Source organism: Nitrospira sp., assembly GCA_029194675.1.
Classification (GTDB): domain Bacteria; phylum Nitrospirota; class Nitrospiria; order Nitrospirales; family Nitrospiraceae; genus Nitrospira_D.
In genome coordinates this window covers 1,448,524-1,475,254 of the sequence record JARFXP010000001.1, presented here as the reverse complement: position 1 = coordinate 1,475,254, position 26,731 = coordinate 1,448,524, and the positions used below count along the sequence as shown (strand labels likewise).

General features: G+C 55.6%; 34 protein-coding genes and 1 pseudogene. 26 read left to right on the top strand and 9 right to left on the bottom strand.

The window, feature by feature from the left end:
* The first annotated feature begins 266 nt into the window (after nt 1-266).
* The 3 genes from P0120_07105 to P0120_07095 all read left to right on the top strand — a co-directional run bounded on the left by P0120_07105 (nt 267) and on the right by P0120_07095 (nt 4,246).
* Complete coding sequence (locus P0120_07105; GenBank protein MDF0674095.1) at nt 267-1,013, top strand: hypothetical protein; 747 nt, start codon at nt 267-269, stop codon at nt 1,011-1,013.
* 231 nt (nt 1,014-1,244) lie between these two features.
* Nucleotides 1,245-2,873, top strand: coding sequence for a toll/interleukin-1 receptor domain-containing protein (locus P0120_07100; GenBank protein ID MDF0674094.1), 1,629 nt, complete (start codon nt 1,245-1,247; stop codon nt 2,871-2,873).
* 8 nt (nt 2,874-2,881) lie between these two features.
* Nucleotides 2,882-4,246, top strand: coding sequence for an SUMF1/EgtB/PvdO family nonheme iron enzyme (locus P0120_07095; GenBank protein MDF0674093.1), 1,365 nt, complete (start codon nt 2,882-2,884; stop codon nt 4,244-4,246).
* Nucleotides 4,247-4,436: 190 nt separating this feature from the next.
* Here the strand turns inward: P0120_07095 and P0120_07090 are convergent, their stop codons facing one another.
* Together P0120_07090 and P0120_07085 are read right to left on the bottom strand one after the other, a co-directional pair.
* Complete coding sequence (locus tag P0120_07090) at nt 4,437-4,820, bottom strand: HEPN domain-containing protein (GenBank protein MDF0674092.1); 384 nt, start codon at nt 4,818-4,820, stop codon at nt 4,437-4,439.
* Entirely contained in the window at nt 4,804-5,157 is a 354-nt protein-coding gene (locus P0120_07085) for a nucleotidyltransferase domain-containing protein (protein MDF0674091.1), read from the bottom strand. Before P0120_07085 ends, P0120_07090 begins: the two co-directional genes overlap by 17 nt.
* Nucleotides 5,158-5,205: 48 nt before the next feature.
* Here P0120_07085 and P0120_07080 point away from each other — a divergent pair, with 48 nt between their 5' ends.
* The 4 genes from P0120_07080 (at nt 5,206) to P0120_07065 (ending at nt 9,105) form a co-directional block, all read left to right on the top strand.
* The gene (locus P0120_07080; GenBank protein ID MDF0674090.1) at nt 5,206-6,276 is read left to right on the top strand and encodes a serine protease; all 1,071 of its coding nucleotides are present in this window, start codon (nt 5,206-5,208) and stop codon (nt 6,274-6,276) included.
* Nucleotides 6,277-6,280: 4 nt separating this feature from the next.
* Nucleotides 6,281-7,576, top strand: coding sequence for an SUMF1/EgtB/PvdO family nonheme iron enzyme (locus tag P0120_07075; protein MDF0674089.1), 1,296 nt, complete (start codon nt 6,281-6,283; stop codon nt 7,574-7,576).
* Between the two features lie 74 nt (nt 7,577-7,650).
* Nucleotides 7,651-8,001, top strand: a complete 351-nt coding sequence (locus P0120_07070) for a 4a-hydroxytetrahydrobiopterin dehydratase (protein MDF0674088.1) — start codon at nt 7,651-7,653, stop codon at nt 7,999-8,001.
* 21 nt (nt 8,002-8,022) lie between these two features.
* Nucleotides 8,023-9,105 (top strand): SUMF1/EgtB/PvdO family nonheme iron enzyme, encoded by a 1,083-nt coding sequence (locus P0120_07065; GenBank protein ID MDF0674087.1) that lies wholly within the window; start codon nt 8,023-8,025, stop codon nt 9,103-9,105.
* Nucleotides 9,106-9,296: 191 nt separating this feature from the next.
* On the opposite strand, the gene P0120_07060 is transcribed toward P0120_07065, so the two are convergent.
* Genes P0120_07060 through P0120_07050 form a run of 3 tightly spaced genes read right to left on the bottom strand, consistent with a single transcriptional unit; the run spans nt 9,297 to nt 10,869 of the window.
* Nucleotides 9,297-9,629, bottom strand: a complete 333-nt coding sequence (locus P0120_07060; GenBank protein MDF0674086.1) for an arsenosugar biosynthesis-associated peroxidase-like protein — start codon at nt 9,627-9,629, stop codon at nt 9,297-9,299.
* A 59-nt stretch (nt 9,630-9,688) separates the two neighbouring features.
* Nucleotides 9,689-9,970, bottom strand: a complete 282-nt coding sequence (locus tag P0120_07055) for a hypothetical protein (protein ID MDF0674085.1) — start codon at nt 9,968-9,970, stop codon at nt 9,689-9,691.
* Between the two features lie 59 nt (nt 9,971-10,029).
* Nucleotides 10,030-10,869: an inositol monophosphatase family protein gene (locus P0120_07050; protein MDF0674084.1), complete on the bottom strand. Its 840-nt coding sequence runs from the start codon at nt 10,867-10,869 to the stop codon at nt 10,030-10,032.
* Between the two features lie 172 nt (nt 10,870-11,041).
* Between P0120_07050 and P0120_07045 the strand changes: the two genes are divergently transcribed.
* Nucleotides 11,042-11,557, top strand: coding sequence for a winged helix-turn-helix domain-containing protein (locus tag P0120_07045; protein ID MDF0674083.1), 516 nt, complete (start codon nt 11,042-11,044; stop codon nt 11,555-11,557).
* A 215-nt stretch (nt 11,558-11,772) separates the two neighbouring features.
* Here the strand turns inward: P0120_07045 and lpxC are convergent, their stop codons facing one another.
* Nucleotides 11,773-12,702 (bottom strand): UDP-3-O-acyl-N-acetylglucosamine deacetylase, encoded by a 930-nt coding sequence (gene lpxC / locus P0120_07040; GenBank protein MDF0674082.1) that lies wholly within the window; start codon nt 12,700-12,702, stop codon nt 11,773-11,775.
* Nucleotides 12,703-13,122: 420 nt separating this feature from the next.
* Between lpxC and P0120_07035 the strand changes: the two genes are divergently transcribed.
* The 6 genes and pseudogenes from P0120_07035 to P0120_07010 all read left to right on the top strand — a co-directional run bounded on the left by P0120_07035 (nt 13,123) and on the right by P0120_07010 (nt 16,743).
* Nucleotides 13,123-13,752, top strand: coding sequence for a succinate dehydrogenase cytochrome b subunit (locus P0120_07035; GenBank protein ID MDF0674081.1), 630 nt, complete (start codon nt 13,123-13,125; stop codon nt 13,750-13,752).
* Entirely contained in the window at nt 13,749-14,042 is a 294-nt protein-coding gene (locus P0120_07030) for a hypothetical protein (GenBank protein MDF0674080.1), read from the top strand. Before P0120_07035 ends, P0120_07030 begins: the two co-directional genes overlap by 4 nt.
* Before the next feature lie 42 nt (nt 14,043-14,084).
* Nucleotides 14,085-15,257: pseudogene (gene sdhA, locus P0120_07025) on the top strand (succinate dehydrogenase (quinone) flavoprotein subunit).
* 15 nt (nt 15,258-15,272) lie between these two features.
* On the top strand, nt 15,273-15,515 hold the full coding sequence (locus P0120_07020) for a 2Fe-2S iron-sulfur cluster-binding protein (protein ID MDF0674079.1): 243 nt from the start codon (nt 15,273-15,275) through the stop codon (nt 15,513-15,515).
* The gene (locus P0120_07015; GenBank protein MDF0674078.1) at nt 15,512-16,012 is read left to right on the top strand and encodes a 4Fe-4S dicluster domain-containing protein; all 501 of its coding nucleotides are present in this window, start codon (nt 15,512-15,514) and stop codon (nt 16,010-16,012) included. Before P0120_07020 ends, P0120_07015 begins: the two co-directional genes overlap by 4 nt.
* 218 nt (nt 16,013-16,230) lie before the next feature.
* Nucleotides 16,231-16,743, top strand: a complete 513-nt coding sequence (locus P0120_07010; GenBank protein MDF0674077.1) for a PilZ domain-containing protein — start codon at nt 16,231-16,233, stop codon at nt 16,741-16,743.
* 15 nt (nt 16,744-16,758) lie between these two features.
* Here P0120_07010 and P0120_07005 read toward each other — a convergent pair whose 3' ends face one another.
* Entirely contained in the window at nt 16,759-17,064 is a 306-nt protein-coding gene (locus tag P0120_07005) for a hypothetical protein (GenBank protein ID MDF0674076.1), read from the bottom strand.
* Between the two features lie 100 nt (nt 17,065-17,164).
* On the opposite strand from P0120_07005, the gene P0120_07000 reads away from it, so the two are divergent.
* From P0120_07000 to P0120_06985, 4 genes are all read left to right on the top strand, one after another.
* Nucleotides 17,165-17,767, top strand: coding sequence for a LemA family protein (locus P0120_07000; protein ID MDF0674075.1), 603 nt, complete (start codon nt 17,165-17,167; stop codon nt 17,765-17,767).
* A 19-nt stretch (nt 17,768-17,786) separates the two neighbouring features.
* Nucleotides 17,787-18,671, top strand: a complete 885-nt coding sequence (locus P0120_06995) for a TPM domain-containing protein (protein ID MDF0674074.1) — start codon at nt 17,787-17,789, stop codon at nt 18,669-18,671.
* On the top strand, nt 18,658-19,320 hold the full coding sequence (locus tag P0120_06990; GenBank protein ID MDF0674073.1) for a hypothetical protein: 663 nt from the start codon (nt 18,658-18,660) through the stop codon (nt 19,318-19,320). Before P0120_06995 ends, P0120_06990 begins: the two co-directional genes overlap by 14 nt.
* Before the next feature lie 131 nt (nt 19,321-19,451).
* Nucleotides 19,452-19,979, top strand: coding sequence for a polymer-forming cytoskeletal protein (locus P0120_06985; protein ID MDF0674072.1), 528 nt, complete (start codon nt 19,452-19,454; stop codon nt 19,977-19,979).
* 193 nt (nt 19,980-20,172) lie between these two features.
* Here the strand turns inward: P0120_06985 and P0120_06980 are convergent, their stop codons facing one another.
* Nucleotides 20,173-20,931, bottom strand: a complete 759-nt coding sequence (locus P0120_06980; GenBank protein MDF0674071.1) for a hypothetical protein — start codon at nt 20,929-20,931, stop codon at nt 20,173-20,175.
* A 63-nt stretch (nt 20,932-20,994) separates the two neighbouring features.
* Nucleotides 20,995-21,267 (bottom strand): hypothetical protein, encoded by a 273-nt coding sequence (locus tag P0120_06975; protein MDF0674070.1) that lies wholly within the window; start codon nt 21,265-21,267, stop codon nt 20,995-20,997.
* A 126-nt stretch (nt 21,268-21,393) separates the two neighbouring features.
* On the opposite strand from P0120_06975, the gene P0120_06970 reads away from it, so the two are divergent.
* The 8 genes from P0120_06970 to P0120_06935 all read left to right on the top strand — a co-directional run bounded on the left by P0120_06970 (nt 21,394) and on the right by P0120_06935 (nt 26,728).
* The gene (locus tag P0120_06970; GenBank protein ID MDF0674069.1) at nt 21,394-21,630 is read left to right on the top strand and encodes a hypothetical protein; all 237 of its coding nucleotides are present in this window, start codon (nt 21,394-21,396) and stop codon (nt 21,628-21,630) included.
* A complete protein-coding gene (locus P0120_06965; protein ID MDF0674068.1) occupies nt 21,623-21,985 on the top strand; it encodes a type II toxin-antitoxin system PemK/MazF family toxin in 363 nt (120 codons plus the stop codon). The genes P0120_06970 and P0120_06965 overlap by 8 nt, the downstream gene beginning before the upstream one ends.
* A 139-nt stretch (nt 21,986-22,124) precedes the next feature.
* Entirely contained in the window at nt 22,125-23,738 is a 1,614-nt protein-coding gene (murJ, locus tag P0120_06960) for a murein biosynthesis integral membrane protein MurJ (GenBank protein ID MDF0674067.1), read from the top strand.
* A 13-nt stretch (nt 23,739-23,751) separates the two neighbouring features.
* Nucleotides 23,752-24,270, top strand: coding sequence for a methylated-DNA--[protein]-cysteine S-methyltransferase (locus P0120_06955; protein MDF0674066.1), 519 nt, complete (start codon nt 23,752-23,754; stop codon nt 24,268-24,270).
* Between the two features lie 8 nt (nt 24,271-24,278).
* Nucleotides 24,279-24,728, top strand: coding sequence for a D-aminoacyl-tRNA deacylase (gene dtd, locus P0120_06950; protein ID MDF0674065.1), 450 nt, complete (start codon nt 24,279-24,281; stop codon nt 24,726-24,728).
* A 118-nt stretch (nt 24,729-24,846) separates the two neighbouring features.
* Nucleotides 24,847-25,413 (top strand): hypothetical protein, encoded by a 567-nt coding sequence (locus P0120_06945; protein MDF0674064.1) that lies wholly within the window; start codon nt 24,847-24,849, stop codon nt 25,411-25,413.
* Nucleotides 25,410-26,294 (top strand): isoaspartyl peptidase/L-asparaginase family protein, encoded by an 885-nt coding sequence (locus tag P0120_06940; protein MDF0674063.1) that lies wholly within the window; start codon nt 25,410-25,412, stop codon nt 26,292-26,294. The genes P0120_06945 and P0120_06940 overlap by 4 nt, the downstream gene beginning before the upstream one ends.
* Entirely contained in the window at nt 26,291-26,728 is a 438-nt protein-coding gene (locus tag P0120_06935; protein MDF0674062.1) for a VOC family protein, read from the top strand. Before P0120_06940 ends, P0120_06935 begins: the two co-directional genes overlap by 4 nt.
* Nucleotides 26,729-26,731: the final 3 nt, after the last annotated feature.

The following is a 26,731-nucleotide window of genomic DNA, read 5'->3' as shown; positions in this document are numbered from 1 at the left end:
CCTCTTTTTAACCAAATCCAACTATTTTCTTGTCGGCTCCAGAGGGTGGAGCGCTGTCAATCTCGTCCATCATACATACATACATACATACATACATAGCGCAGCCGGTGTCTGCCACAAAGGTCCAGGTACAGATTTCGTCTCCTCCAATACGCTCGGTTCAGGGCTTGCCTCCTCGCTAGACTCACTTACGTAGCTGGATTATACTGCCGGCGAATTTGAAATCGTCACACAATCGATTCGCAACCATTCCCTTTGGTGCCGACATGGGTCGCACACTCACGCGAAATTTCCTCCTCCTTGTGTGGCTCATTTTGCCCCTGCCTCTTTGGGCCGATCCGAATCTGGATTACCAAAATCGTGGCGATCGCTTCGAAGGAGTCAAACCGAAACCGGTCTCCGGTTACGATATTGAAGTCATCTCCGTCCTGGCCGACTATCAGGAACCCGCTACGCAACTGCCCGATCAACTCCGGGTTTGGTTTTACCTCCAGAGCCAGACTCCCGTTCATCTCACCGTTCGAGAGCAGGATTACCGGCTGTACTATTGGCTCGACAAGGTGAAACCGGCGAAGGGCTGGCAAGCCAAGTCCGTAAACGAATACACCTGGCCGACAGGCGCCGTGCTACGACAGTTGGATCAGAAACTCAACCCATATGAGTTGGGGGTGCTGATTCGCCTGGGAAAAGAAACACCGGCCGAAAACGAAGAGATCGCGCCGGCGATCCTTTATCACGCCCGGCCTCCCGACAAGATCAACGGCTACCTGTTCACCATGAAAACCAACGGGGATGCGCGGCTTTCCTGCAAGGTCTTTCGAGGCAAAGAATCGAGCGAACTCATGACGCAAGTGTTCCGCCGAATTCCGGGGGGCCGGCCGTTCACCGTGCGATGGGAGGCGGGGAGTGCGCAAGAAGGACAGTATGCCCTGGTCTGCAACGGCTATTTTCTCGATACCAACCAGCCTCTCCATCAGACTGTGCTGTTCTTTCACCGCCCGACAGCACGGTAGCGGAAGATCCAGGCATAGCAGGCTGTTGAAAAACTATTTTCGCATTTCCGGCAAAGGCGTTGTCGAACGATCACAGATGCCATCTCAATATCCCACAGGATGTTCAAAAAGGCATTCCGGCAAGGCCGCAGCGAGCGAAGAGGCGAGGCGTACGCTTCGGTACGTTGAGCCCTCTGAGCGATGCGAGAACAAAGCTGGATGACTTTTTCAACATCCTGTTAGGTGCCGGCCATGAGCGACATCTTCATCAGCTATTCCAGCAAAGACCGTCCTTGGGTTGAACGTTTCGCGAAGACATTAGAGACGCACGGCTGGTCGGTCTGGTGGGACCGCAACATTCCCACCGGCGGGTCGTTCAATGCAGTAATAAGACAGGAACTTTCAGCGGCCAAATGCGCAATTGTCGTGTGGTCTGAACAATCCGTCGAATCCGAGTGGGTCCAAGCTGAAGCCGCCGAAGCCAAGAAGCAAGACAAGTATCTCCCCATCAAGATCAATGAGAGTGATATTCCACTTGGCTTTACCCAACGGACCTTTCAATCCCTGGTGGATTGGGAGGCAGGCGTCGATCATGCAGGTTTCTCCCAGTTGCTCAAGGACATCGAACGGCTCGCCAAGCGTCCGCCGAAGCGAGTTGAGTTCGGCCCCATCCCTTGGTGGAAACGAGTTCATCCCATTTGGCTCGTCACTGCCCCAGTCCTCATGGGGTCCGTTGTGGTGGTCGGCCTCATGCTGTGGTCGATTCCGGCACGGGTCCAGGTGGAGCTGACCACCGAGCGTGTGGAATTCGTGCTCGGTGCCAAGCAATCGCAGGATGCCTTCACGCTGAGTGGGATGGTTGCGGACTCAGTCGGGATCGAGAACTTCGAGGCGATCACGTTTGCGCCTTCCACAATTGAAGTGGCGGACCCGTCGCTCTATCAATTGAAAGAGGATAGATATCCGGACAAGGCATGGCGAAAGCTGGCCCTGGCCGAATCCGAACTCACCGTGGTTGCGAATCATCTGAAACACCGTTCAAAAGTTGTTCTGGAAGGTGATGGGGAGCCGATCAAGCTGGATTCTATCGTGGCGAAGCCAGGAGCGCGCGTCTCACTCGAAACGCGAGAGAAGGAAAAGAGACAGAAAAAAGAGGAGAGAGACAAAAAGGATACGAAGGTGAAGACTGAGAAGAGAGAGGGTGTCACGATCAAAGTCGCTGGGCAGAACGAGTCCATCCTGCGTCCAGGCCGACAGTTCACCTTCATCGCAGATCATGTGGAGATACACGGACTTAAAGGCTTGCCCTTTAATCAAGATGATGAGTTGACCTATCGTATCACGTTGCTGGACCAGCCATCTCGCGTCATGGTCAAGGCAAGGTCAGATGAACTGGTCTTATTACCGACATTCGCGTTAGGGCAATCGGCGCACCAGGTGTTTGGAGGTGTCCCTGTTACCACGGTCGATTTCACCCGACAGGCCAGCGAGGCCGACGGTGGTAGGCAAACTCTCGTCAAAGGTGGCGCGCGGATCAGCGCGTTGACCAGCGATGGGACAATTACATTTCCAGGTTACGAACATCTCCTTGGTACGGTCTCGATTAAGCAGGACGAAGCCGTTGGATTGGAGCATCTCGACGGATTCACGATTCAGGAGCTCAGCCTGACGGCTAATCGGACCGGCATACACCTCAGGGGTGAAGGCATGGCCAAGGACATCCGCACGAAGTCCGGCCAGATCCCGACCCAGAGTCGTGGCCTGACCGCGTTGGATGCCTTGTGGCACAATGCACGACTCGAGATGTTTGCAGCAATTGTCTCAGCAATCTTTATGTATGGTCTCGGAGCATATCGGCTGTTGAAGGAGTTCAAGCGATGAGGACGCCGATGAATAGGAAAGTACTCATCTCGCTTCTTGCCGGTTTCCTGCTTCTCCATTTCTTACCGGTTGCCATGCCCAGTTACGCGAAGAGTATTGAAGATCTCAAGAAGGGTGTGGTGAGAATTACGGCAAAAGAGCAAGGCAAGACGACGGTAGGTGCCGGGTTCATCGTAAACCTCGGAAATGAACAGGCATATATTCTAACGGCTGCCCATGTGGTAGGGCTCGATCCGCACCCCCAAGTGGAATTCTTCACGAATCGAAACGTTCCTGTGCGAGCAACAGTGATAGACAAGGAAGGAGAGGAGGCAACCAGTCTAGCTGTGCTGGTGGTTCAGGGAAAGGAGCACCTGCCATCGGGTCTCAATCAGCTCGCAATTGACTACGGGACTCCTTTATCAGGAGGTGAAGACATCGTCACCATTGGATTCCCGGCTGGCGCAGGACCTTGGACCATCCTCAAAGGGGCCATCGGTTCGCGGAAAGGGAGTAATCTCGTGATTGATATCAATATCGATGAAGGCAGTTCAGGGGGACCGCTGATTCTAAACGGTTCTATAGTTGGGCTCATGGCGGAGTCAACTCGGTATGGTTTCGCTGTGCCAGCTGAAGTTTTCAGAAAGTATCTCGTTAAAGTAGGACTCAAAAATAAGGATGAGATCGCCGGCAAGGATGGTGCGCCGATGGTGCTGGTTCCAGCGGGGGAATTCTGGATGGGTACACCGGATGGCGAAGGCAATAAAGACGAACATCCTCGGCACCGCGTTCATGTTGATGCCTTCTATATCGACCAATACGAGGTGACGACCGCTCGCTACGCCAGATTCTTCCAAGAGACGAACCAAGATGCGCCAAAGTATTGGTCCGACCGAGTGCCCAAGCAACATGCGCACAAGCCTGTCGTTGGGGTTCACTGGGGTGATGCCACAGATTACTGCGCCTGGGCAGGAAAACGCTTACCCACGGAAGCCGAATGGGAGAAGGCCTCGCGAGGAACCGACGAGCGTCGGTATCCCTGGGGGAATGAGCCACCGAGTGAGCAACGAGCGAACTTTCATAAGACCGAGTTTCAGAACTATGGGGTGCTCACCGACGTGGGGTCGTTCGAAGAAGGGAAGAGTTCCTCCAGTGTCTACGATATGGCCGGGAACGTGGGGGAATGGGTCGCAGATGGGTATGACGAGAATTATTACAGCAAGAGTCCAGTGCGCAATCCAAAGGGGCCTCCAACCGAAGTTTTTGGAGTGGTCCGCGGTGGGTCCTGGGGCAATAGACCGTACGGTATCCGGTCTGCGTTCCGGAATAGGAACCTATCCACGAATCGGAACGACGATGTGGGGTTCCGTTGTGCCCAGGACGTTCCGAAGTAACCTTTTCGCTTTGACCCTGTTTCCTTTTCTCCGGGTTTTGGCACGTTGCTTTTTGCCACGAGGCCTCTGGGATCTTGCGTGGTGTTTCTTGCGTTCCGTTGGTATTCCGTTCATGGTTCGACGAGCTCACGACGAACGGATTTTGGGAGTGTAGCACTCGCTCAGGGAGAAGGAGTTCTTACACGTAAGGTCAGTCGATCTGCTGCTCCGCCCAGCGCCGAATCGCTTCAACTCCTGAACGAAGCTGGGTACGGTTCACGGGTTCGAGATCGAGGAGGTCATACCGAAACGTCACGGCAAACGGATTGAGCTGATCGAGCATCTCGACATGAGGGGGCGTGAGTTGCAGGCGGTCCTGTAAGAGATCGACGAGTTCCACCAAATCGTGGGTCTTTCTGAAAGGGATCGCTTTTCCGGCAAGAACGGCTTTGAGACATTTTTCAATCGCCTGTTGCGCGTGAAATCCGATGGCTTCGTCATCGCTATCGGGAAGTTCGGAAAGCTGGCGGCACGTTTTCATGTCGCGATCGGCGAGAGCAAGAAAACGAAGGGCCAGATCACGCGGTCGCTTCATGCAACGCTTTGCCTTCTTTCAGCGCCCAGTACAGAATATGGCCCGGCAAATGGCCCCACTCTTTCAGCTCGGCTTCGGATGCGACGATGACATCCACTGGAATTCGCAATGGCCGCAGGATGTTGCGCAATCGGACCATTTCGGAACGCCTATTTGGGAGGGCTGACTCCACCACAAGGAAATCGACATCTGAATCGTGCCCCGCGTCACCGCGTGCGTGGGAACCGAACAGAATGATTTTCACCGGCCGGGCCGCCTGTGTGAGAATGCGGACTGCTTGGTCAATTTGTTGCTGCGACACCATGGCTTCCTCCAAATACGGGACCAAGGGTAACATGAAAATGGCCACCTGTCATATCGTGATAGTAAGGCGGAAACCCTGCCCGTGAACGTTCTTAGGAAAAAGCAGTCCTCAATCTTTCTTGATCCACCGTGGCTGTGGATTGCCCTCTTCTTGCTTCTGTTGCTGCTGCCCCTGGCAATCCTATCCCCCGGTTCGCTCCAGGCCCAGGACATTGCACAGGTCAAGAAAGGCGTGGTGAAAATCACGGCGCAAGTGGAAGGCAAGAATCGAGTCGGCTCCGGAGTCGTCGTGAAGCTGGATGAAGACCATGTCTATATCGTGACGGCTTCACATGTCATCGAAGGCGACCAACACCCGAATGTGTTTTTCTACGCCGCCCCGCACCGCTCGTACCGCGCTCGCGTGCTTGGGCTAGAAGGAGGAAACCCGTCTGGACTGGCTGCCCTCTTGGTCGAAGGAAAGGTTCCCTCCGATCTCGCGGCTCTGCATCTCGACCAAACGGCGACTCTCAGCGGCGGCGAACCCATCACCTTGATCGGCTTCCCGCGCGCGGAAGGGTCCATGTGGACGGTGACGACGGGAACCCTTTCCGGCCGACGGGGCACCGCGCTCTCCTTTTCCGGCACGGCTGATGACGGCAATTCAGGCGGGCCGGTCTTGTTCCAGAACAAAGTGGTGGGCATTGTGACGGAGGTGGGCGCCAAATTTAACACCGCCGTACCAGCCCTGGTGGCACGCTTTGCCTTGGATGGGTGGGGCGTGCGGCTCACGGAGGAAGCGAGGCAGCCGCCGACACGATCAAGTGAAGAACAACCGGCGCCGGTCGTGGACCAGCCGATGGCGAGAAGTCTGGTGTCTGGAACGTATCAGGGCCTTACGATGACCCTCTTGGGAGGCACATCCGTCATTCAGACGACCTATCAACAAACCGGCGACCAGGTCAACGGCACCTATGCCGACAATCAGGGCGATGCCGGCGTGATGCAAGGCCAGGTGCAAGGGAATATCTTCGCCGGACGCCTGGCGTCGCAGGTCTACCAGGGCATGGCTTGCGATTTTACCTCGGAGGTCGCCGCTGGCGGGAAAACCATCCAGGGTACGGTGACTTGCAACAATGGCAACGCCGGGTCTTTTGCGCTGGAACGACAGTAGCAGGATGTTGAAAAAGTCCGCCAGCGGCGTTCTTGTCGCAAGAGTTGTCTTCCTCACGACAGCTTTCTGTCTGTTCTCCACTTTATTCGTTCCGCATGATCTCTGGGCGCAAGGTAGTGAACACCTCAAACGTGGCGTGGTGAAGATCACCGCACAGGGCGAGGGGCAACAGCCCAAGGTTGGGACAGGGGTTGTTGTACGAGTGGATAAGGATGTTACCTACATCGTCACAGCGGCACACGTGATTGAGGGAGACCCCAAGCCCATCGTGACGTTTTTCCATAACCCTCAGCAACCGCTCGTGGCCCAGGTCGTCGGGATTCAAGGTGGAGATCAGCACGGGCTTGCGGCGTTGCGAGTGGTCGGGCCGATTCCCGATGGCGTGCTGGCCTTACCGCTCGACATAACTACGAAGATGGTCGGTGGCGAGGCGCTCACATTTATCGGCTTTCCCCGAACGTTACCGCCTTGGACTGTCTCGACGGGGACTCTGAGTGGGATGAACGGGCCGACCCTCGCGTTTCAGGCTTTGGTTGAGGAAGGCCACTCCGGTGGCCCGCTCTTGCTGAACGGGCAGGTGATCGGCGTCGTGAGCGATACCAGAGGTCGGCAGGGGTATGCCGTGCCTGCGTCGATTCTTGCTGTTGCTCTCCGTGGATGGCGGATTGAGGCGCGTGCGAGCGAATCGATGGTGGCGCAAGAAATAATCGGGGCAGATGGCGTCCCAATGGTGCTGATTCGGTCTGGGCGCATCCCGACCAAGATTGTAGGCGTGTATGGCGGGGGAACTGTGGAAGAAGTTCAAGGCCCTGCGCGATCCGTGTACCTTCGGGACAATCTCTATGTCGAGGCAACGTTAGTCAGCAATGCGCGCTATCTCCGGTTCGTAGAGACCACAGGTGTGATTCCCCTTGCTGGGCTGGAGGAGCACGCGGCATCGCTCAAACCCGAGGAGCCGGTGGAAGATGTCTCGTGGCACGACGCGGTCGCGTTTTGCCAATGGGCCGACAAGCGGCTACCGACCGAGGACGAGTGGGAAAAGGCGGCGCGTGACACGCAGGGCCGAATCCTCAACGATCGGGTATACGAATGGACGGCCAATACGTATCAAGAATCCAGATTCAGCTCCGGTGAACCGCAGGACCCGACGCGCAAGGTCGTACGAGGCAGCCTTCGGGCACTCAATATTCAGAAAGTCTTCGGAGACGTTGACTATCAGGTGCGCATGTACGCAAGCGCGGACGAGGGAGCGCCCGGCAGAGGCTTTCGCTGTGTACAAGATCTCGCGAAGGAACGATAAGCTTTCTCCACCTTGCCCTTCCTCTCAAGGCCCCTTTAGAATATCTTTTTGACTTCGGAGACAAGGAGGTCGTTATGGGTCTTGCCGATAATAAATGTATTCCCTGTCGTGGCGGGGTGCCGCCGCTATCGAATGATCGAACTCAGGCTTTCTTGAAGGAACTTGGCGCAGGCTGGTCTCTAAACGGGCAAGGACACCTTGAGCGGTTGTATACGTTCAAGGATTTCGCGCAGGCCCTGGCCTTCGTGAACAAGGTTGGCGCGGTGGCAGAGGCAGAGGGCCATCATCCTGATCTCTATCTGGCCTGGGGAAAAACCAAGGTAGAGATCTGGACACATAAGATCAATGGCCTGACCGAGAGCGACTTCTACCTGGCGGCCAAAGCCGATCGGGAATTCGAACCGTTCCGATCCGCTGCCGGTTAGCCGGCAACATAACTTCCTGCCATGAACGAACGAGGGGGCATCAGGAATGCTGAGGGTCAACAACCTTCTTTCGTGAACGGCCAGCCACCCCCCACAGGCGCCAGTACTGATACGCAGCAGTCGCTGGATAACGTAGGCGAGCCGGAAGTGCCCTTCTCTCCTGAGAACACAACAGAAGGTCCAGAAGCCGATCCACGGTCGGAATCAGATGAGGACCAGCCTGGTGCATCGACTAGGGCGGCACAATCAAAGCAGTCACCACCCTACCTCATTATCGGAGCGGGCTTGCTTGTGGTCGTGGGAGCGTTTGTGGGGCAATGGATCTTGTCACCTGTCTCTTCCCCTATTATCCCGAGGAATTCATCAACCCAGAGCGAGGGGATTACGCCGGACCTTGCGCCCGCGCCGATGGTCCTGGTGCCGTCTGGGGAGTTCATGATGGGGGCGCGCCAGGATGACCAGATGGCAGCCAAGGATGAGCGGATGGCCCATACGGTGCATCTGGATGCCTTCTATATCGACCAATATGAGGTCACCACCGCCCGCTACGCCAGATTCCTTCAGGAGACCAAACGACCAGCGCCAAAGTACTGGTCGGACCAGATTCCACAGAGGTATGGAAACAAGCCTGTGATTGGGGTGGACTGGAATGATGCAACTGCCTACTGTGTCTGGGCTGGGAGACGTCTACCCACCGAAGCTGAGTGGGAGAAGGCTGCACGAGGGACGGACCAACGTCTGTATCCATGGGGGAATACGGAACCCAGTCAACAACGGGCAAATTTCGACCACTGTTGTGATTTTAACATCTATGAGGTACTGACCGACGTCGGGTCGTTTGAAGGAGGGAAAAGTCCCTACGATGTCTACGATATGGCCGGTAGCGTGTGGGAATGGGTGGCGGACTGGTACGACGAAAGTTACTACAGCAAGAGCCCGGAGAGCAATCCGACAGGCCCTTCGAGTGGTGAAAAACGCGTGCTCCGCGGTGGGGCCTGGGACTCTACTCCGGTCTACGTTCGCTCCGGGGACCGGCTCAAGCTCTCCCCCACGTTTCGGCACGACAATATCGGGTTTCGCTGTGCCCAGGACGCTCCGAAGTAGCCTTTACACGTGAGCTTTTTCCCTTTTCGCCTGGTCTTGGTGTAGTTCAGGCCGCGAGATCAACGAAACCCGATGTTGCGTCCCCTAATCCCCTGCATTACTCCGTTCGCCCTGAGTCAATCAAGGGCTTACCATGAACGGATTTGGGGAACGCCTCACGATCTCACCACGAACGAACTTCGGATGTTCGCCTACATTGATAGCTTCTCTGCCACGTTTCGCATCTGCACGCCATGGATGAGTGAGGCTCCGCCGCGGATGGCACAGGCGACATGGACCGCTTCGGTCATCTCTTCGACATTCGATCCTTTTTCCAGAGACGCCTGGGTGTAGGCATCGATGCAGTAGGGGCATTGCACGGTATGAGCGACGGCGAGCGCAATGAGCGCCTTCTCTCGCTCGGTCAACGCTCCTTCCGCGAAGACCGCATTGTAATATGCCGCAAACTTTTCCCACAGTGCCTTGTTGCCTTTCCCGATATCGGAAAATTTTTCGAGATCATGCGTGTGATAATACGAGTCCATCGGAACCTCCCCTATCGATTCAATGATGTTGAGAAAAAAAGGATAGAGCGGTGGAGCAATCAGGCATTGCCGAGAGGCATGGGGTCGGCTTCAGCCAGGGCTTTGGAAAAGCGATCACCGACGATGTCGGTGGCTTTCGCCATGAGGTCCATCACTTCTTGCCATTCATTGGGCAGCAAGTCTTGCTTCAACTGTGGATGGATCGCCCATTGGGCCTCGACCTGTGTTCCTTTGCGGCTGACCAGCACGCGGAGCAGTTCCACGTCCCAGGTCGGATCGGGAGTGTTGTCGCCGGAAGCAGTCTTGTCTGCTTGTTCAGAAGGAGGGACCGTGCGTGCCATAGGCAACCCTCAGGGCAAATCGTTCATGCAGCATACTGTATTCGGAGCCATCGTATATATCAAGGGTTCTCTTGGTTGAGGACTGCGAGCATTGCCTCGTGAATCTGTCCGTTGGTTGCCACGAGTTCCTGACCATAAATTGAAAGGTCTTTTCCGCTGAAATTGCTCAGCCGTCCGCCGGCCTCCCGCACGATCACCGACCCAGCCGCCATATCCCATGGATTGAGCCGGACTTCCCAGAACCCATCGAAGCGTCCTGCCGCCACATAACAGAGGTCCAATGCTGCGGATCCCGTTCGCCTGAGTCCCTGCGCCTTGAGGGCAAAACTGGAAAAATGATCGAGGTTATTGCGCGGTGTTTCTCTGATGTCGTAAGCAAAGCCCGTCACCAATAGGCTGCGGTCGAGGGTCATCGTGCGTGACACATGGATGGGGCGACCGTTCAACCGCGCACCTCGATGCTCAATGGCCGTGAACAGTTCATTCCGTGAGGGATCGAAGATCGCGCCAAGCACACAGCGCCCCTCGTACTCGAGGCCGATGGAAACGCAGTAGGCTGGATAGCCATGCGCAAAATTGGTTGTCCCATCCAGCGGATCGATGATCCACAAATAGGGCGACTGTGTCTCCTCAAGACGACCCTGCTCTTCGGCCAAGAACCGATGGGCAGGGAAAAGGGCCTTGAGGCGGTCGATGACGCACTGCTCGGCAGCATGGTCTGCGTCAGTGACTAGATTGATCGGGTTCTTATACTCGATGTGAAAACCGGCTGCGGCATATTCAAGCAGCAGGGCTCCAGCTTCTTGGCTGGCGGCGACCGCTGCTTCGAGGAGAGTCTCATACGAGATTGGTTCGTGAGGAATCGGCACCGTCTGAATGTAGCATGACCGACAGGTCAAATTGAGAAAATCATGAGTCTTGTACCGGTACAAGGCTTATCAACATGGCCTAGAAAAGGATTACTTGCCTGCAACATGTCAAATACCAGACCAAATGTATGATTAGAATAATATATCTTGACAGAGTCTATAAGCAATGCTATAAAGCAAGCATGCTTTATGTGAGGGCATTGTGGAGGAATTAACAGACATTCTCGTTGGTCTGGAGCAACGGATTAACGCGTATAAGAGTCGGTTCCATGAACTAGAGAAGAAGCGTCGCCGACTCGATGACGAAATCGCCACCATTAAGAAATATCTGGAGCTTGCTGAAACCCTCTATCGTGTCGAAGCCGACAAGGCCAAGCTGGCCAGTCTCTCCAACCAGATCATTACAACGGATGATCCCAAGGGGATCCGGCCTGCGCCGGTTATGGACGTTACCGATCAATCGCGGGAGATTCTTCTTGGACGGAGTAAGTATGTGGGGAAAAGCGTCCCTCAAGCAGCCTATGAAATTCTCCGAGAATCGAATCGTGCGATGCACGCAAAAGAGCTGGTGCAGCGTTTGATCGAAGGCGGGTTGCAGATCAAAGGGAAAACGCCGCTCACGTCGATCGCGACGTCGCTCAAGCGTGACAAGCGGTTCAGAAAGGTCGGTCCAAATACGTTCGAAGCCTTGGACGATATGCTGATTCAAGCCGTGTAGCGGTGAGTCAACGGGCTTAACTCGACAGTGCGAAGGGGGGTGAGAATCTTGGCAACGAAAAAGGCAGCGAAGAAGAAGAAGAAGTAATCCCCGCTATGATTGATACGCCGGGGGTAAGGCCACTTACCCCCGGCGTACCATACTGCGATGTTCTGGAATTAGAAGACCGTCCCACCTAGAACGACCACAGCAGGAGACAGAGAACCCGTTATAAACTAAGAGGCCTGAAGCGCAACGGCCGGCTGAAGATGAAGCGCGTGCGTGACCGACCGCTTGCTTTCTCCTGAAGAGTCCGCATTCAAAATCACCCACTTCTCCGGCTGCGTCAGGATTTGTTGAACCAACCGAGTGTGGAGTGCATGCCCTGACCGGTCTGCGACAATGTGGCCGATGAAGGGCATTCCCATAAGGGAAAAGTCACCGATCAGATCAAGAATCTTGTGACGGACAAACTCGTCATCGAATCGGAGACCGGAATCATTGATGACCCCATCACTCGACAGCACAACCGTGTTGTCGAGTGTTCCTCCTTTGCCGAGCCCTCGAGCCCATAATGCTTGGACTTCGTACAGAAACCCAAATGTCCTGGCCTCGGCAATCTCATTCTCAAACGCGCTGGCGGAGCAATCATACGCATAGGTCTGTGTCTTGATCAGAGGATGCTCATAATGGATGGAGTAGGTGATTTTCGAGGTGGAGGACGGTTCGATCCGAACACACTTCGCTCCTTCGCGCACTTCAATCGGGGCCATGATTTTAAGAAATGGCTGCTTCCGCTCTTGGGAGACGATACCGACGGATTGAATCATTCGGACAAACGGTGCGGCGCTTCCATCCATGACCGGAACTTCGCTTGCCGTTACATCGATGAAAGCATTATCGATATGAAGGCCGGACAGCGCCGATAGCAGATGCTCGATGGTCTGAACCTGGAAGCCATTGCCGCTGAGGGCCGTGCATAATTCGGTCGGGAGGCGATGTTCAATAGAGGCGGAAAGATACGTATCAACGTCCGTTTTGCGATTGACGAAAACCACACCGGTGTCAGGAGGAGCCGGCCGCAGCGTAATCGATGCCGACTGACCGGAATGGAGTCCCACGCCAGAACAGGTTACCGCAGATGCCAAAGTTTGTTGATTGCGCACAAACCCTCCCTCATATATCCGATCAAATGCTTAAACACAGCCAGCCGCATTTTATCAAAGCAATCAGTGTGCCTAAACGTGACAATCGTAACTATTTGATATTGCTATTAAATACAATGAATAGGTAAAAATATACCTGTATCCTAAAAAGCACAACTGTGTTCTTCAAGAAAAGGCTCAGCAAGATGAATGTAGGTTCTCGTGACTTGAGTTGCACCAGAGTCAGGGACGTGACACCGGGTACCGGGCGAACGGTGTCAACACCGTGGGAAAATAGTGGAAGCGATCGGCCCCGACCCAAGCCATCGCAGCCTTGTGATCTTATACGTAAGCATAATATTAAGTACAAATAACTATTTTAACAGGATGTTGCCCATCGGGTAAACGGGTGGGCGGAACTGTGTCACGGCGTTCGACCTGATGGCTCTGAGCGGGCTGGGGCTCGTGATCTATGTTATTTTTCACATGTCGGGAAATCTTCAGGTATTCGAAGGACCCCTTGCGCTCAATGCCTATGCGGCGCTTCTCCGAGACATGCCGATCCTCCTCTGGACAGCCCGGATCGGGTTACTGAGCCTTGCGGTTCTCCATATCGTACTGGCGATCCGGTTGACCTTGCGAAATCGTCGTGCTCGCCCGGTCGCGTATGCGGTCCGCGAGTATCGCCAAGCCTCTTTTGCGTCCCGCACAATGGCCGCCTCCGGCATTGTGCTCTTGCTCTTCATCATCTTCCACCTGTTGCATCTGACGGCCGACGTCATCGATCCCTCTTCTGCCGATCGCCTCGACGCCGAAGGACATCGTGATGTTTATGGGAAGATCGTCCATGCCTTTCAGAATCCATCCATCGTGGCGCTCTACTGGGCGGGTCAGCTGGGGCTGGGCTTGCATCTGAACCATGCCGTCACCAGCAGTTTACAGACATTGGGGCTGGAACATGCCGCATTCAACCGACTCTTCAAGGCCGCTGGTCCCACGGTTGCGCTGTTGGTCGTTCTCGGCAACGTCGCCATCATTCTAGCCATCTTCTTGGGGATCGTACGCGGATGATGAAACTTGATCCGAAAATTCCTCCCGGCTCACTGGAAACCAAATGGGACCGGCGACGGTTCAGCGAAAAATTGGTGAGTCCGAATAACAAAGGGAAAATCACGGTCATCGCCGTCGCCGGCCTTGCGAGAGCCAGCGCGGCTTCGACATTGGGGCAACTCGGTTATCAGGTCGAGTGTTTTTGTTTTCACGATAGTCGCGCCGCGCCCACAGTATTGCGGCACAGGGGGGATCAACGCGGCAAAAAATTACCAAGACGACGGAGACAGTGTAGGCCGACTGTTTTATGACATGATCAAAGGTGGAGACTTCCGTTCTCGCGAGGCCAATGTGTATCGGCTCGCTCAGGTCAGGGGGCTGCATTCGCGAATCCTTGCTTTACGCAGATCCACCCCACGGCGATTCCCCCGGGGGACGCTCATCAGGCCAAGTTGACCCTGATGTCCGAATCGCTTCGGAACGACGGGCGGCTGTGGGTACCGAAGATGTCGGCGGATCACCGCTCTCCGGGTGACATTCCGGCTGCAGAACGCGACTACTTTCTAGAGCGCCGATACCCACGTTTCGGCAATCTCGCACCACGAGATATCGCATCCCGCGCCGTGAAGGCCGTGTGCGACGAAGGCCGTGGCGTCGGGCCAGGCGGTTATGGCGTGTACCTGGATTTTGCCGATGTGATTGAACAGCAGGGGATCGAGGTGGTTCGCGAACGTTACGGAAATCTCTTCGACATCTATCAGCGGATCACGGGGGAAGATGCCTACCACGCACCCATGCGAATTTACCCGGCGCCGCACTATACGATGGGAGGGCTCTGGGTGGATTACAATCTCATGAGTGCCATCTCGGGACTCTTCGTCGTCGGCGAAGCGAATTTCGTGGATCACGGGGCCAACCGGCTCGGAGCCAGCTCTCTCATGCAAGGGCTTGCCGATGGCTATTTCATCCTGCCTTATACGATCGGTCATTATTTGGCGAGGGCGAAGCTCTCGTTGATTGGGCAAGATCACAAGGAATCTCGCGCGGCACTTCAGCGCGTGACGAATCGGATCAGTCGCCTGCTGAATGTCAGGGGAAGTCAAACGGCTGCATCATTCCACCGTGAAGTCGGCAAACTGTTGTGGGATCACTGCGGCATGTCTCGCAATGAAGAAGGGCTCAAATTGGCACTGACGTCGATTCCTGCACTACGGGAAGAATTTTGGCGGGATGTGATGGTTCCGGGATCAGGAGAGGCCTTCAACCAAGAGTTGGAGTATGCGGGGCGAGTGGCGGACTATCTCAAATTCGCCGAGCTGCTTTGTCACGATGCATTGCATCGGGAAGAGGCATGCGGAGCGCACTTCCGAGAGGAGTATCAGACGGACGATGGCGAGCCGCAACGTGACGACAGCCGCTTCTCGCACGTGGCAGCATGGGAGTACCGAGAGAGCACATCGCCCGTCCTCCACAAGGAGTCCCTGGCTTTCGAGTTTGTACATCCGACAACGAGAAGTTATCAGTGATCAGCAATCCACATCATGAAATTCACGTTGAACATTTGGCGGCAGAAGGGGCCGGACGAGCGGGGCTGGTTTGTGACGTATGAGGCTTGCGACGTGAGCTCCGGCATGTCGTTCTTGGAAATGCTCGACAGCGTGAATCAGGGATTGATTGCCAAGGGTGAAGAGCCGGTGGCCTTCGAGCAGGATTGCCGCGAAGGTATTTGTGGAAGTTGCTCGCTGGTGATCAATGGCATCCGCATGGCCCGGACCGCGGCATGACCACCTGTCAGTTGTACATGCGGCGGTTGCCCGACGGAGCCGTCATCACCATCGAGCCGTGGCGCGCACGAGCGTTTCCCATCATTAAGGATCTGGTGGTGGATCGCCGAGCGTTGGATCGAATCATGCAAGCCGGGGGGTACATCTCCGTCCATACCGGTGGAGCGGTGGATGCCGCGTCTTGCATCGGTTGTGGAGCCTGTGTGGCAGCTTGCAAGAATGCCTCGCCCGCGTTGTTTGTGGGGGCCAAGGTGTCTCATTTGGCGCTCTTGCCGCAAGGGAAGCCCGAGCGTACCCATCGGGTGAAAGCGATGTTGGAAGCCGTAGATCGTGAAGGATTCGGGGCTTGCAGCAATCAAAATGAGTGTGAAGCCGTCTGTCCGAAACGCATCAGCGTCCGTTTCATCGCCACTCTCAATCGCGAATATCTCCGAGCCGGAGTCGTCGAATCGGGTCTTCCCGCTGAGCCGGAATCTCCTCATGCAGAGTCCACTTAGCGGACAGGGTGACGGCGCGGTCTTCTCTCCTTTTGATTCGTAACCAAGCGCGATGCCGAGCGTCAGCCCCCGACCTCTCCCTGGTGTAAAAGGTTGGTGGAGGCTGATCTGCGCCGGATGGCAATCATCTTGACTGTGGGGGAAAGGCCTTTATAGTGCGGTCATAGATTGGTTGTGAGGCTGGATATGGGGGAGATTCACGTCGAATGAGCCGCCAGGTGGCTTGTCCGCGGTGTCACAAGCACGGTGCATTGCAGGCATGGCCGCAGACTCCACGTGAACTGGTTGCGGCGCTGATTCGGATTGTTCCGTTCCAGTGCCGACATTGTTGCCATCGTTTCCTCGCGCGTCGCGTGAGCGCGGCGGGATCCTCTCACCCAATCGAGCGCCGGGAACACCTCCGTATCCCTGTTCGTCTGTGCCTGTCGTTCTCCGGGGGAAAAGTGAGGGGCGAGGGCACGGTGCTGGACCTCTCGTTGGGCGGGTGCATCATCAAGAGCGAGACTCAGGTGCGTGTTGACGATATTTTTTACCTGGAGATCGTTATCGCCGAAGATGAAGCTCCCGTCGAAGTAGCAGCCATGGTGCGGTCAGTGAGTGCGCGAGGTATCGCCTTTAAGTTTCTCCGCAAGGCCCAAGAGAACAAACGCCTTCTGACTTTCATCCAATCCCATTCGGGATCCACCTCCAGCGTCCTCTCCAAGGCCGCCGAGCCGACAGTCACCGGCTAGTCATGATCTCTCAGCCTAGGTAGGTGTCTCCCAGGCAGACGGAAGCGGATGTTCAGTGATCAAACGGTCATGTTCGGTGACATCGAACGGCTCGATCGTCAGATCGTTGCGATCCATCGGTTCCCTGCAGGCGGAAGAGGAGAGCACATCGATCAACGCTTGTGCCTTGTCTCTTGTCGAAAACCGACAGAGCCCATGTTCGGGCATGCCTGACGACGGGTGCCAGAACGCGAGATCGATCGCACTGCCTTGATAGATGCCGAGTGTGCGGTGTCGTACTTGAAACCCACCAGGTTTATGAATCGACTGCTCCCGTGGCATAGGCCCTCTTGACCGACATATCTTAATGATTATGCCCATGGTAGCATGATCGTGAGATCTTGGGACACTGCGTTCTGCTCGACTGCTGAAGGAGGAACTGATGGGGCGTACTTGGCGGCAAAAGACGGTGATCACCATAGCGATGACCGGTGTATTGTCTGTGTCCGGTTGTGGTTACAACGATCTTCAAGGCTTGGACGAAGATACGAAGGCTGCGTGGAGCGAAGTGATCAATCAATACCAGCGCCGTGCCGATCTCATTCCGAACCTTGTTGCGACGGTCAAGGGGTACGCAGCTCACGAAAAAGAGACCCTTGAAGGTGTTGTGAACGCCAGAGCCAAGGCGACGGGGATGCAGATGACGCCTGAGGTACTCAAAGATGCAGCCGCATTCGAGACATTTCAAAAGGCCCAAGCCGGTCTGACATCGGCGCTAGGCCGGCTGATCGCCATTGCCGAAAATTACCCCAACCTGAAAGCCGATCAAAATTTCAGGGACCTCCAAAGCCAGCTGGAGGGGACAGAGAACCGGATCACCGTAGCGCGTAAACGGTATATCGACCGAGTGGCGGAATATAACAAGATGGTCCGATTTTTCCCGACCAACCTCACAGCGAAGCTGCTGCTGCACCTGGAAGAGCGCCCCAACTTTACGGTCGCCGATGAGAAAGCCGTGGCGAAGCCACCCGAAGTGAAGTTCTGAATCGAGGTTGAGGTGAAGGTTGGAAGTATTCGGAATAAGCCGCCTCGCGTTCTGCTGCTGTCTGGCAGCCGCAACCCTCTTCCTCACCACATCTGCCGCGGCACTTGATGTTCCGCCGTTGATAGGGCAGATCGTCGATCTCGCCCATGTCTTGCCGAATTCCACGGCTGAGTCGCTGACGGCGCAACTGGCGGCGCACGAAACTCAGTCGAGCAATCAGGTGGCTGTCCTGATAGTTCCCTCCCTCGAAGGCGAACCCCTCGAAGAATTCTCTCATCGTGTTGCGACGACCTGGAAACTCGGTCAAAAAGGTACTGACAATGGCATTCTGTTGCTTGTGGCGATTAAGGAGCGAAAAGTTCGCATCGAAGTCGGATACGGATTAGAAGGAGTCCTGACCGACATTCGCTCGGCTCAAATCATCAGGAATGAAATTGTTCCTCGGTTTCGTGCCGGTGATATGCCCGGTGGGGTGACTGGAGGCATCAACGCAATCGTAAAAACCATTGAAGGAACCTATCAGGCGTCCGAGAAGGCAGTGCCTCAGGAGGAAAGCGATATTATTGGGCAGGTCGTAGTCGCCGTCATTGTCGGACTACTCGTTGGACTCCTGTTCATGAACCTCCATCGATTCATCGGGCCGGTCGCTGGGGCAGGGATCACCACCCTGCTGGCACCCTGGGTAGCCCCGGCACTCGTGGCAAGCGGTATCACCTTGCTTCTCCTGCTGGCGATTAGCGCCTCTGGTACCGGGGGAAGGAGAAGTCGGTCCAGCGGTATGGATGATTGGCTTTGGTACAGTAGCCGCGGCGGAGGGTGGGGCGGAGGTTCATTTGGTGGTGGAGCTGGGTTCAGTGGTGGCGGAGGCGATTTCGGAGGAGGTGGGGCCAGTGGAAACTGGTAAAGGGCTGCGACTCACAGCCGAGGAACGGGAGCGAATCAGGCTGGCTGTGCATGCCGCGGAACAACGCACGAATGCGGAGATCGTCCCAATGATCGTCAGCCGATCCGGTCTCTATCGCGATGCGCAACATCGCGCCGGATTAGCCCTCGCGCTGTCGATACTTACGATCTTCCTGACCACTGAACTTCTGTGGCTGCCATGGGGCTGGCATGCCTCCAATGCGGCTTGGCTGGTACTGGCGACAATCCTGGCTTATGGTGGAGGAGTCTGGCTTGGCACCTTTGTCCCTATTATTCGCCTGCTCACATCGACCGATCGGATGCAGGGCAAGGTGAAGCTCAAGGCTGAACGTGCTTTCACACAGCATGCCGTCTCCCAGACTCGTGAGCGTACCGGTGTGCTGATCATGGTGTCCCTCTTAGAGCATCAGATCTACGTGCTTCCGGATCAATGTTTGTTTCGACGGGTCTCGATAGAACGGTGGTCCCAGGTCGCCCAAGCTGCTTTCGACCGATTGAAAACGGGTGATATCGTCGGCGGGTTGTGCCAGAGCATCGATACGTGCGGCATGCTCCTTGCGGAGGTTTGTCCTGGTCGTCCTGGCGACAATCCCGATGAATTGCCGAATGTCCTGGTACAGGAACCCTGAGGAATCCCCTTCATATCTTGAGCGCTCAATAAAATATCGTTTCCGACCGATAGATAAGAGGTCGGGCGGGACTGATCGGCAGGGTCGATCTTTGTATGGCGAGATAATACGGACAAGGAGGGAGCGTCATTATGTGGAAGCAGGAAGATGGGGAAGGAGGAGAGGGAGAACGGGGAGAAGGAGAACAGACGGCAGGAGAACGGGCACGGGAGCGATGGGTGGAGGACAGGCGCAGTCCATCAAAGAACGGCTCGACCCTTCCGGACGAGGTCGCCTTCGTCGGCAAAGATGTCGAGTTCAAGGGGATCATCACCTATTCCGGCACAGTACGGATTGATGGATCCCTGGACGGCGAAATCTATACCGATGGCGGCCTACTCGTCGGCCCTGATGCGGTGCTCAAGGCCAAGGTCTCTGCTGGAACTGTGGTATGCCACGGAACGATCACAGGCGATATCCTAGCAAAGAACCAAATTATCCTCCGTGCTCCGGCCGTTGTTCAAGGCAGCCTGACCACACCGGTGCTTTCGATGGAAGAAGGAGTGGTGTTCAATGGGACGTTGGAGATGAAGCCTCAGGCCAAAGTTGAGGTATTACGTGACGTGGGACCGAACGTCGGAACCATGACCAACCGGCCGCCTGTTCGACTTGCGGCGTGATCGATCGAACAACGGGTCTCCTGGCGCGAAACTCCAACACGCGCTAGGGGCCTGGCTCCACAAGAAGTCAACTTGCTTTCTTTACCTCTCTTTTAATCGCTCGGCAATCCACATTGTGATGAGGGACTGCCTCGTCACGTCAAGGCGCCGAGCTCGCACATCCAATGATTCGGAGGATAGAAATACCCTAGGCTCATTGCCGACGATTGGATGATAATCCTGCCAGTAAGGAAACTTCCGCCATCGTCCGAATCTTTGCGACCAGATCGTCAATGCGGCCACGTGTAATGCCGTCGTCATCCAGAAGTGCCTGTTCCAAGCGATATTTCCGCCATGCGATGAGGACCAGCTTGTCGATATCGAACTGAGAATACAGCGCTGCATCCACAAGACCCGGATCGGCGCTAGATTGGCTCACGACAATCGCGACGCCCATGTAGTTCATGGTTTCGAAGTAGGATAGGGTCTCTATTGACCGTTCACGAGAAATAGCTCGGTAAGATTTCATGAGATCGAACAGCTCAGGGTTGTCGTCTTTAAGTGATTCCGTCGTTGCGCTCGGCCCCAAAATCCACTTGGCCAATTTATTACCTACTGAGTCACCAGGAATCGACATTGGAGATCCAAGGGAATTTGCCAGCGCCATGCCAAGCATCCCCGTTCCACTTATTGCGCCCTGGGCTAACGTTTCCGCCAGGTTTGCAAGTGACGATCCACTATGGGGAGTACCGAGGAAGACCACCGCTTTGGTCTGGCTCAAGATCCTGCTCTTGTCACCTCGGCTTATCCACTCGCGTTCCAGCATCGCCTTGACCATTAGGCCACCCAGGCTGTGGGCCACAAATACAATCGGGCGATCTCCAAGACGATCATCCCCTTCGAGGAGACCTTGGCACAGGAATTCTGCTCGTTGTTTCAAACTCAACTGAATATCAGTTTGTTCGCCACGCAATGCCTCCTCGACCTTTGGCAGGAATCGGTTGAGAAACCTCCGAGCAAACTTTGGCAAGTTATTTTACCTAAGATGAACGTTGTAACCAAGGACCCACACTCGTGCTGCACATACTTTAGTGTTCAAGTCATTCCAAAGCTCGAGTGGCCAATAGAACTCCTCCTTGTTATCCTTGCCTTCCCAAGTCCAGGTGCCGTTCACGCTTCCCAACCATCCGTGCACAAAAACGACATCGATCTCGTCAGACTCAGCTCCACTGTTTGGATCTCCAATCAGCAAAAGCTTTGGTTCGTCTGATTCCAATTCGAACATCTCGATGTTCTGCTGTGGTTCCATTGCCTTTGTCCTCCGTTAAAGTATGGATGAATAGCATTACCTTTGTAACACCTATGCGTTTGCGTTGGTGTGCTGTATTGAGATATCATGTACGCATATCACAATAAGATATGCACGGAGGAACCGATGGGAGCCATCTTGCTAAAACTACCGGAAGACGTTTTGGAGGCCAGTCGTCGTTGCGCGGATACCCTTCATCTATCCCGAGCCGCCTATATCCGCCGAGCGATCGAGCGCATGAATCGACAGACGCAGACAATACTCCGGGCGCGACGTTTGGCCGAAGCCTCAAAGAAAGTGCGCAAGGAAAGCCTCCGCGTCAATCGCGAGTTTGCCGCCGTCGAACAGACCCCCGATGCTTAACCGAGGAGAAGTGTGGCTGGCTGATCTTGATCCGAAACGTGGGACTGAGCCGGGCAAGACACGACCGGTTCTGATCGTCCAGGCCCAAGCATTGCTTGACGCGCAACATCCCTCCACACTCGTCGTTCCGTTGACGACTGTGCTGATTGAGGGTGCTGAACCTTTGCGTATTCGTGTCCCCGCCGCCGGACGTCTTCGCCGCACCTCCGATTTACTGATCGATCAACTACGCGCAATCGACAATCGCCGCTTGGTCGAAGGCCCTTTGACCAAACTCTCAGCCACACTCATGGTACGGATTCACGAGGTCCTTATCGAAGTCCTTGACCTCGATCAGGATCGCAATGGAATTTGATATGGGCGTCTATTTCGAGGGTTCCGGTCAAGAGAAGCCGAAGCCCGTTACGACAAATGCCTTTTGTGCCTAGCAGAGTAGCGCAATGAAATCGCCGCATCGATAGACGGCCTGCGATCGTTCCGCTAGAATCCGGTCCATGTCAGAGCCCACCGTCTCGGCCGGTGCTCCAACCAAGCTGCAGGACGAGAATCAATCAGTCGTCAAAGCGGCTGGGGTGATCGGCGTCGCCACGTTTTCCAGTCGTATCCTCGGCTTCATCCGCGACATGGTGTTGGCCAGATTGTTCGGCGCGACACCGGCGGCGGACGCCTTTTTCATCGCGTTCCGCATCCCCAGCCTCCTCCGCGAGCTGTTTGCCGAGGGGTCGATGTCGTCGGCCTTCATTCCCGTGTACACGGAATATCGGACGACGCGGAGCAACCAGGATGCCTGGGAACTGGCCAGTGCGGTCTTCACGACGCTCTTGACCATCGTCACGCTGGTGACGATGGTCGGGATTTTGGCCGCTCCCTGGCTCGTCCAGTTGCTCGCGCCAGGATTTCAGGACAATCCCGAAAAACTCGCGCTCACGACGCTGCTCGCCCGCGTCATGTTTCCCTACCTTCTGTTCATCAGCTTGGCGGCGTTAGCCATGGGCATTCTGAACTCGGTACGAGCTTTTGCAGCACCGGCCTTCTCGCCGCTTTTCCTGAATGTCTTCATCATCGTCGGCGCCGTGTGGCTGGCTCCGCTTCTGCAAGAACCGATCATTGGGGTGGCGATCGGCGTGGTGGCGGGAGGCGCGGCCCAGTTCGCCATGCAGCTTCCCAGCCTGAAACTGCGGGGATTGCTGTTCGGCTTCCGATTCGAGCCTGGCCATCCGGGCCTGCGGCGGATCGGCATGCTGATGGTACCCACGCTGCTCGGCCTGTCCGTGACTCAGATCAATCTGACGGTAAGCACGGTGTTGGCGTCGTTCTTCGCCGGCGGACCGACCTATCTGTTTTACGGCATGCGGCTGATCCAATTTCCACTGGGCATCTTCGGGGTCGCGTTGGCGACGGCGATTCTGCCGACGTTATCGTCACAAGCGGCCAGAGGCGCGTTGGAGGAACTGCGCACCACGCTCGGGTTCGGTCTGCGAATGATCCTCTTCATCATCGTGCCGGCGATGGTGGGGTTAATCTTGTTACGCACTCCGATCGTGCATCTCTTTTTCGAGCATGGCACATTCACTGCTCAAGATACTGCTGAAACGGCGCTGGCGGTCCTCTGCTACGCCGTCGGCTTGTGGGCATTCGGAGGGGTTCGTATCATCGTCACGGCGTTCTATTCACTGCAAGATACCAAGACGCCAGCCATCTCGGCGGCGGTCGCGTTGGGTGCGAATATCCTCTTCTCGCTGGCGTTGATGTCTTTTCTGGGTACGGCGGGGTTGGCACTCGCCACGGCACTGGCGTCCATGGTAAACGGAATCATTCTGGTGGCGGTATTGAACCGTAGACTAGGCGGAGTTGACTGGAGAGCGGTGGGACGGTCTTCCCTTCGAGTCCTGGTCGCATGTATTCCGCTGGTGATCGCATGCTGGTGGACATCTGGGGCACAGGTATGGAGGCATCCTGCCGAATGGGTCACGAAATCCGCGATGCTTGTCGCCGCTATCGGGTTGAGTGTCGGTGGATATCTCGCGGTCCATACGTTGTTTCGATCCGAGGAACTCGGCGTGGTGTGGGGGATGGTGCGTAGAAAGTTGAATCGATTGACGGGATAATAAGGAGCGAGCTATGCAGCGAGCAATGATCTTTCATTCGCCATGGGGTTGGATGGGAATCGTGGAGTCCCGGAAAGGGATTCAAGCGATTGTATTGCCGAAACGCTCGAAGCGGGCTGTCGAGTTTGATCTCAGAGCACAGTCGGATGAACCGTTGCAACAAGGAGAGTCCGCGCGACTGGAAACGGCGCGCCACCAGCTTCTCGCTTATCTTTCCGGGAAACGGAATACCTTTGATGTGCCGCTCGATTTCTCGGAAGGAACATCGTTCCAACGACAAGTATGGCGGACGTTACTGCGGGTGCCTTACGGCAAACTCCGTTCATATCAATGGATTGCCTCACGGGTCGGAGGCAGGCACTACGCCCGAGCGGTCGGCAACGCGGTTGGTGCGAATCCAATTCCGATCGTCATCCCCTGTCACCGGATCGTGGCTCACGACGCATCGCTCGGTGGGTTCTCCGGTGGGCTGTCCATGAAACGAAAATTGCTGGCTCTTGAAGGGACATTGTCTCAATTGCAGCGAGGATGACCAAAGCGATGAGAGTGGTCCTTCAGCGCGTCACTCGTGCTTCCGTCGAGGTTGATGGTAAAGTCGTAGGCCGGATCCACCATGGTTTGATGGTCTTGTTGGGCGTTGCGAAAGGAGATAATGAGTCGGATACAGTATATGTGGTCGAGAAGATTCGGAGCCTCCGGATCTTCGCCGATGAACAAGGGAAAATGAATCGATCGCTGACGGATGTAGGTGGCGCTGTCCTGTTGGTCTCTCAATTCACTCTGTTAGGCAGGACTGACAACGGACGTCGCCCCAGCTTTGATGACGCTGCTCCTCCTGACCTAGCCAAGCGCCTCTATGAACAGGTGGCGGCTGATCTGCAGGCAGGCGGAACGTCGGTTGAAACCGGTATCTTTGCTGCGCATATGCAACTGACCTTGGTGAACGACGGGCCGGTAACGTTCGTGGTAGACAGCAGGGAAGGGCGCTAGTTTGGACTCAAGGTCGGCTGTCGGAGGTCCGATAGGATCAACAAGAATGGAAACCGGTTCGTAGGTGAGATCTGGTATACTGAGCTCAAGCCTCATCGGGCCTTCGCAGGAGGTGGAGATGGGCACTCAAGTTCCACCACGACACCCGCTCCGGCAACTCTTCGGCGCATTAACCGAAAAGAGCTTCACGGAACACCTTGGATGGCCTGACGCCAAGGTCACATCGTACGTCTCCAATCTCTTGGTCGATTTCACTCATACGGATCAGCTCTATAAGATCAGAAATCGGCAGAACCAGCCGGTCGATAACGTCGTCGATTTGCTTTTTGAATCGGAAGTGATGCTCGAAGCCCAGTCGCTGGACCGTGAACGGGATGTCCATCGTCACATTGGGGATTTCACTCTGTTCATGGCCGGACTCTTTCCAGAGTATCTTCGTCGGCTCAAGACGGCCGGCCCGATTTATCACAAGGACTTCCTTGTGGACTATGTGAAAACGGGCAAACGGTCCTACGGGATCGTGGCGCAAATAGGCCGCGATGATGCCGAAACCAATTTGCCCTTGTTTCAAAAATTATCCGAGAACTTCGAACTCTGCGTGACAGGTCTTGGATTTGTGCGGTCCGATCTGGAACGCATGCAAAATCCTGTCTATCAGAAGACCCGGGATCTGCTCTTGAATTGAAAACTGTCCGTCCCATCATTCTCGCGCACGGGGGCGCAGGCTCTCGCGCAATGACCTCACCACAAGCCGCCTGCCTGCATGCCGCCTTGCAAGTCGGCTATCATCTCCTGGATCGCGGCAGCTCGTCGCTTATTGCCGTTGAACACACCATTCGTGTCCTGGAGGGCAGCGGCCTCTTCAATGCCGGGAAAGGATCGCGACTCCAGTTAGATGGCGTGCAGCGGATGGATGCATCCATCATGGAAGGGGATAGCCTGCAAGCCGGGGCGGTGGCTTCTATCGAAGGAATTGTACATCCGATCACTGCAGCGCGCCTCGTGATGGAAGAAACAGATCATGTGTTGCTCGTGGGGCCTTTGGCGACGAAGTTCGCCAGGTATTACAGGATGGAGCACCACCGGCTTGGGACAATACCTCGACAGTTGTCCTATGGGGCGATGCTTAAGCGGAAGAGATCGGCGCGGGATCGGCATGGGACAGTTGGAGCCGTCGCTCTCGATCGAACCGGGACGGTCGCAGCCGGTGCCTCGACCGGTGGGATCGATCGCATGTTGCCTGGGCGAGTCGGGGACACGCCGATCATCGGCTGTGGGGTGTATGCGGATAATGAGACAGGCGCAGTGTCGATGACGGGATGGGGCGAGGGGATTATACGGATTGCCGTGGCAAAGGAAATCTGCGATCGTTTAGCTTGCGGAACGACACCGGCAACCGTTGTGCGAGCGGTTCTGAAGCGGTTGGTCACAAGAGTACAGGGGGCTGCCGGGGCGTTAGTTCTTGCTCCGAATGGTCGATTTGTCATTGAGCATGTCACACCACATATGACTGCAGGATGGTGGGACGGTAAGCAAGAACCGACAGTGAGGGACAGATTTCGATGAATAATAGTATCTTTCACCTCGCCTTTCCGATTCACGACGTGGAAGCCACGCTTCGGTTCTACGTAGATGGTCTCGGCTGTACTATCGGACGTCGCACAAAGCAGGCGGTCACGCTTGGTCTGGCTGGTCATCAGCTCGTTGCGCATGTCGTGCCGAATCAACCCTCGAAGCAGCAGGGAATCTATCCCCGTCATTTCGGACTGGTATTTCTCTCGCACGAGGAGTGGCAAACGCTGGCAGATCGAGCCAAGGCGAAAGGCCTTTCCTTCTATCAGCAGCCACGCGTGCGTTTTCCAGGCACACGCATCGAACACCGTACCTTCTTTCTAGAAGACCTGTCCCACAACTTGCTTGAATTCAAACACTACACCCACGAATCGGCCATCTTCGGAGAAGCAGATCACGGCCAGGTTGGCGACGCCGAGGAAATCTAGTCG